The 6,048-nt window shown below is 70.6% G+C and carries 4 protein-coding genes; all 4 read right to left on the bottom strand.

What is annotated here, in order from left to right; genetic code table 11:
• Positions 1 to 1,160: RNA polymerase sigma factor (locus AOK08_RS30220; protein ID WP_055531946.1), on the bottom strand; the 1,160-nt coding region annotated here is incomplete at its 3' end.
• A 360-nt stretch (positions 1,161 to 1,520) separates the two neighbouring features.
• Positions 1,521 to 3,431 carry a DNA primase gene (dnaG, locus tag AOK08_RS30215; RefSeq protein ID WP_055531944.1) on the bottom strand — a complete coding sequence of 637 codons (1,911 nt, stop codon included), beginning with the start codon at positions 3,429 to 3,431 and terminating at the stop codon, positions 1,521 to 1,523.
• Between the two features lie 58 nt (positions 3,432 to 3,489).
• Positions 3,490 to 4,755, bottom strand: a complete 1,266-nt coding sequence (locus tag AOK08_RS30210) for an NAD(P)/FAD-dependent oxidoreductase (RefSeq protein ID WP_055531942.1) — start codon at positions 4,753 to 4,755, stop codon at positions 3,490 to 3,492.
• Positions 4,756 to 4,961: 206 nt separating this feature from the next.
• Positions 4,962 to 6,048: deoxyguanosinetriphosphate triphosphohydrolase (locus AOK08_RS30205; RefSeq protein ID WP_055531941.1), on the bottom strand; the 1,087-nt coding region annotated here is incomplete at its 5' end.

Here is a 6,048-nt window from a genome sequence, read left to right as displayed (position 1 = left end):
TTGGACTCGATCTGGCGGATGCGTTCCCGGGTGACGCCGAAGATCCGGCCGATCTCCTCCAGGGTGCGCGGCCGGCCGTCCGCCAGGCCGTACCGCAGTTGGACGACCTTGCGTTCCCGCTCCCCCAGCGTCGACAGCACCGCCTCCAGGTGTTCCCGCAGCAGCAGGAACGCCGCCGACTCGACCGGGGACGCCGCGTCGCCGTCCTCGATGAGGTCGCCGAGCGCCACGTCGTCCTCCTCGCCCACCGGGGCGTGCAGCGACACGGGCTCCTGGGCCAGGCGCAGCACCTCGCTGACGCGCTCGGGCAGGAGGTCCAGGTGGGCGGCGACCTCCTCGGAGGTCGGCTCGTAGCCGCGTTCCTGGAGCATCCGGCGCTGGACCCGGACGACCCGGTTGATCAGCTCGACCACGTGTACGGGCACGCGGATCGTCCGGGCCTGGTCGGCTAGGGCGCGGGACATGGCCTGGCGGATCCACCAGGTCGCGTACGTCGAGAACTTGTAGCCGCGCGCGTAGTCGAACTTCTCGACGGCCCGGATCAGGCCCAGGTTGCCCTCCTGGACGAGGTCGAGCATTGTCAGGCCCCGGCCCACGTACCGTTTCGCCACCGACACCACCAGGCGCAGGTTCGCCTCGATCAGGCGGCGCTTGGCCATCCGGCCCATGACGACCAACCGGTCCAGGTCCAGGGCGAGTTGACTGTCCAGGTCGGAGTCGGAGGCGAGCCGCAGTTTCTCCTCGGCGAACAGGCCCGCCTCGACCCGGCGGGCGAGTTCGACCTCCTCGACGGCGGTGAGCAGCGGGATGCGGCCGATCTCGCGCAGATACTGGCGGAACAGGTCGGAGGACGGCCCGCTGTTGTCGGCTCGGGCGGGGGTCCGAGTCCGTGCGACGGGTGCGACGGGTGCGACCGGTGCGACAGATTCAACGGGATCTGTTGGATCTGTCTCGTCGAGCAGCTCCAGCGGCTCCATTGGTTCGAGCGGCTCGATCGGCTCTGTCGGCTCTGTCGGCTCTGTCGTTTCCGCTGTCTCCAGCGCTTCGTCGGCCGTCTCGGGGTGGTGTGTGGCGCGGCTCTGCGGCGGCACGGCCGAGATGACGTCGGCGACGTCCGTGACATCGCCGTTGCCGGTCTGGGCGAGGGTCTGGGTCTGCACGGGGGGCGACCTCCAGGATGATCGCTGCTGAGGCGTACGGCAGCGGTACTCGGGGGGCGGAGTGTGCGGCTTCGCCGCTTCCGTCCCGTACGCGTTGAGCGGAATCGCGGGGGTGACGGACCCGTTGGGGACGGGTCGGCCGCGCTCCGAGGACTCAGGCACCGGAACCCAGTGTGGAGTACGACACATCGCTGCCACGAGGGTCGTGCGGGGACTTTCTGAGTCCGTTCCGTGACCAGGTGATTACCCTGGCGCCGAAATCGACCGCCCGTGCGGGGTCCGACCTGGCACGATCGGCGCGCGTCTCGTTCTCTTCGCTCAGCTCATGTGTACGAAACGAGTGCCGCCGTGCGTCACGCGTCAGAGCGCTGCCGCGCCTCGCTCCCGTAGCGCCTGGTCGTACTGCTGGAGTACCCACAACTCGTTCTGTACGGCGGCCAGTTCGGCCGGGTCGCCGTGGGTGGCCAGGCGGGTGTGGGTGACCTGGACCTCCTGGATCCGGCGTTCCACGGCCCTGCGGCGGACCATGACCAACTGGTCGCTCGCGTACACGTCGTCGACCGTACGGCGCATGATCGCCTCGACCGCCAGCTCCGTCACCATGGAGCGGACCGTGTTGTCCGGGGCCACCTCACGGACCCGGACCAGATACTCCTGGGGGTCCTGGACGCCGTACTCCGCGCCGCCCGCTTCCATGATCGCCAGGCGTACGGCCGCGTAGGGGGCGGCGGTGAACTCGTCGATGCCGTACGCGTCGAAGGCCGGGGAGACCAGGTCCGGGCGCTGGAGGGCGAGTTTGAGGAGTTCGCGTTCGGTGGCGTAGACGGGGTTACGGAGGTTCAGCGCCGGGCCCGAGGGGCCGTTCGGTCGCGTCGTCTGCTCGTACGGCTGCCTCTGGTGCGGCCCGCCGGCGGGGGCCGGGCCCTTGCCGCCCCGGTCCTTCGCCCAACGGGCCAGCTGGGCCACCCTCTTGACGACGAACTGGGTGTCCAGGATGCCGAGCATGCCGGCGAGCTGGACGGCCACCTCGTGCTGGGCGCCGCTGTTCTTGATGCGGGCGACGATCGGCGCCGCCTCGTCCAGCGCCGCCGCGCGGCCCGCCGGGGTTTCCAGGTCGTAGCGGGAGGCGATCTGGGCCAGGGCGAACTCGAAAAGCGGGGTGCGGGGTTCGGCTAGTTCGGCGACCGCCTGGTCGCCCTTGGCGAGCCGCAGGTCGCAGGGGTCCATGCCGTCGGGCGCGATGGCGATGTAGGTCTCGGCGGCGAACTTCTGGTCGTCCTCGAAGGCGCGCAGGGCCGCCTTCTGGCCGGCCGCGTCGCCGTCGAAGGTGAAGATCACGCGGGCCGAGCCGTTGTCCATCAGCAGCCTGCGGAGGATCTTGATGTGGTCGGTGCCGAAGGCCGTGCCGCAGGTCGCGATCGCCGTCGTCACGCCGGCCAGATGGCAGGCCATGACGTCCGTGTAGCCCTCGACGACGACCGCACGGCTCACCTTCGCGATGTCCTTCTTGGCGAGGTCGATGCCGTACAGGACCTGGGACTTGCGGTAGATCGCCGTGTCCGGCGTGTTCAGGTACTTCGGGCCCGTGTCCGCCTCGTACAGCTTGCGCGCGCCGAAGCCGACGACCTCGCCGCCGATGTCGCGGATCGGCCACATCAGCCGGCCCCGGAAGCGGTCGATGGGGCCGCGGCGGCCTTCCTGGGCGAGGCCGGAGAGCTGGAGCTCCTTGTCGGAGAAGCCCTTGCCCCGGAGATAGCGGGTGAGGTGGTCCCAGCCCTGGGGGCTGTAGCCGACGGAGAAGTGTTCGGCGGCCGACTGGTCGAAGCCCCGTTCCGCGAGGAACTTGCGGCCCGCGTCGGCCTCGGGGCTGGTGGCCAGCTGCTCCATGTACCACTGGGCGGCGATCTTGTGGGCCTCGACCAGGCGGATGCGTTCGCCGCGCTGGTTGGCGGGGTTGTAGCCGCCCTCCTCGTACCGGAGGGTGATGCCGGCCTGGCCGGCCAGGCGCTCGACCGCCTCGGAGAAGGAGAGGTGGTCGACCTTCATCACGAACGTGATGGTGTCGCCGCCTTCCTGGCAGCCGAAGCAGTGGAAGAGTCCCTTGCTCGGGCTGACCTGGAAGGACGGTGACTTCTCGTCGTGGAAGGGACAGAGGCCCTTGAGGTTGCCGCCGCCCGCGTTGCGCAACTGGAGGTACTCGGACACGACGGCGTCGATCGGGACCGCGTCCCGAACCGCCTTCACGTCCTCGTCGTTGATCCTTCCGGCCACACGGTGATTCTACGGGGGCGGAATGACAGTGCCGTGACCGTGGCGGGCCCCGGCGGGGTCACGGGACGAGGCTCTCCAGCGGTACGTGCGGGGCCGCCAGGGCCTCCGTGTCCACCTGGGCGCGGGAGCGGATGAGCTGCTGGACGGTCTCTGTGACGTCCCACACGTTCATGTTCATCCCGGCCAGCACCCGGCCCTCCTTCACCCAGAAGGCGATGAACTCGCGCTTGCCCGCGTCGCCCCGGATCACCACCTGGTCGTAGGAGCCGGGGGGCGCCCAGCCCGAGTACTCCATGCCCATGTCGTACTGGTCGGAGAAGAAATACGGCACACGGTCGTACGTCGATTCGCGGCCCAGCATCGATCGGGCCGCCGCCGGGCCGCCGTTGAGGGCGTTGGCCCAGTGTTCGACGCGCAGCCTGGTGTCGAACAGGGCGTGGTGGAAGGCGGCCACGTCACCGGCCGCGTAGATGTCGGGGTCGGAGGTGCGCAGTCGTTCGTCGACCGCGATGCCGCCGCCGTGCGCCCGGTCGGCGAGGGTCAGGCCGGCCGCCTCCGCCAGTCCGGTGCGCGGGGCGGCTCCGATGGCCGCCAGGACGTCGTGGGCCGGGTGCTCCTCGCCGTCGTCCGTGCGGGCCGCGAGGACCATGCCGTCCTGGCCGACGATCTCCGTCAGCCGGGCGCCGAAGTGGAAGCGGACGCCGTGCTCGCGGTGCAGCTCGGCGAAGAGGTTGCCCAGCTCGGGGCCGAGCACCGAGTGCAGCGGGGTCGCCCCCGGTTCGACGACGGTCACCTCGGCGCCGTACTCACGGGCCGCCGCCGCGACCTCCAGGCCGATCCAGCCGGCGCCCGCGATCACGATGTGGCCGTTGTCCCGGCCCAGGGCGGCCAGGACGCCCTTGAGCCGCTCGGCGTGCGCGAGGCGGCGCAGATGGTGGACGCCGGCCAGGCCGGTGCCGGGGATGTCGAGGCGGCGCGGCTCGGCGCCGGTGGCGATGAGCAGTTTGTCGTAGTGGACGAGGGTGCCGTCGTCGCCGAAGCGGACCGTCTTCGCCGTACGGTCGATGGCGTCGACGGTCTGGCCGAGGTGGAGTTCGATGTCGTTGCGCGCGTACCACGCGGGTTCGTGGACGAAGACGCTGTCGCGCTCCTCCTTGCCGAGGAGGTAGCCCTTGGAGAGCGGGGGCCGCTCGTACGGGTGGTCGCGTTCGTCGCAGATCAGTATCACGCGGCCGGTGAAGCCCTCCGTCCGGAGCGTCTCGGCCGCCTTGGCGCCGGCCAGTCCGCCTCCGACGATGACGAATGTCTGATCCGCGTCGACCACTTCATGCCTCCTTGTGAAAGGTGCCTCTGAAAGGTGCCTTGCGTACGGATGCCCTGTGGGTTACCGCCACATGGCGAGCGTCCCGCACGGAGTGTGATGGGGGAAGAGGGTGTGGCCCGATCAGGCCACGCAGGGTCACATCTTTGTCATATGCGCGCAGGTCATGGGCGTACAGGTCATGTGCGGGCAGGTTATGTACGGGCAGGTCATATGCGGTTCCTCCGCAGGCGCTCGTGCAGTGAGCGCGCCGACGCGTCGGTGAGGGAGGCGATCTGGTCGACGATCACCCGCTTGCGCGCCCTGTCGTCCGCCGCCTCGTCGAACAGCGCGCGGAACTGGGGGTCCAGGCCGTCCGGGGCGCGGGCGGTGAGTGCCTCGGCGAGTTCGGCGACCACGACGCGCTGGTCCGCGCGGAGCAGTTCCTGTTCGGCGCGCTGCATCACGTACCGGTCGGCGACCGCCTTGAGGACCGCGCACTCCAGCCGCGCCGCGCGCGGGACCACCAGTTCCGCCGCGTACCGCGTGAGCCGGCCGGTGCCGTACGCCGCGCGCGTGGCGCTCTCCGCGGCCAGGCAGAAGCGGCCGATGAGCTGGCTGGTGGCGTCCTTCAGCCGGGCCTGGGCGACGGCCGTGCCGTCGTAGCCGTGCGGCCACCACTCCTCGTCGAGGAGCCGGTCGAGGGCCTCGGCGAGTTCGGCGGGGTCGGTGTCCGCTGCCACATAACGGCCGGTGGCGACCCGGAAGATCTCCTGGCGTTCGGGCTCCGCGTGCAGGTAGTTGGGGTCGATGTGCCCGGCGTGCAGGCCGTCCTCGACGTCGTGCACCGAATACGCCACGTCGTCCGCCCAGTCCATGACCTGGGCCTCGAAGGTCGTCCGGGTCCCGGGGGCGCCCTGGCGGACCCAGTCGAAGACCGGACGGTCGTCGTCGTAGACACCGAACTTCGGGGAGGCCGGGTCGGTGGGGTGCGCGCCGCGCGGCCAGGGGTACTTGGTGGCGGCGTCGAGGGTGGCCCGGGTGAGGTTGAGGCCGACGCTGACGAATTCGCCGGTGGCCGTGCCCCGGCCGCCCGTGGACTCCAGGTCCAGGCGGTCGCTGCGCACGAAGCGCTTCGGTTCGATGCGGGTGAGGAGCCGGAGGGACTGGGCGTTGCCCTCGAAGCCGCCGCAGTCCGCCGCGAACTCGTTGAGCGCCTGTTCGCCGTTGTGCCCGAAGGGCGGGTGGCCCAGGTCGTGCGAGAGGCAGGCCGCCTCGACGAGGTCGGGGTCGCAGCCGAGGGCGGCGCCCAGTTCG

This window comes from Streptomyces graminilatus (assembly GCF_001418565.1).
Classification (GTDB): Bacteria; Actinomycetota; Actinomycetes; order Streptomycetales; family Streptomycetaceae; genus Streptomyces; species Streptomyces graminilatus.
The sequence above is the reverse complement of the archived record's forward strand: the minus strand, read 5'-3'. Positions and strand labels throughout refer to the sequence as shown.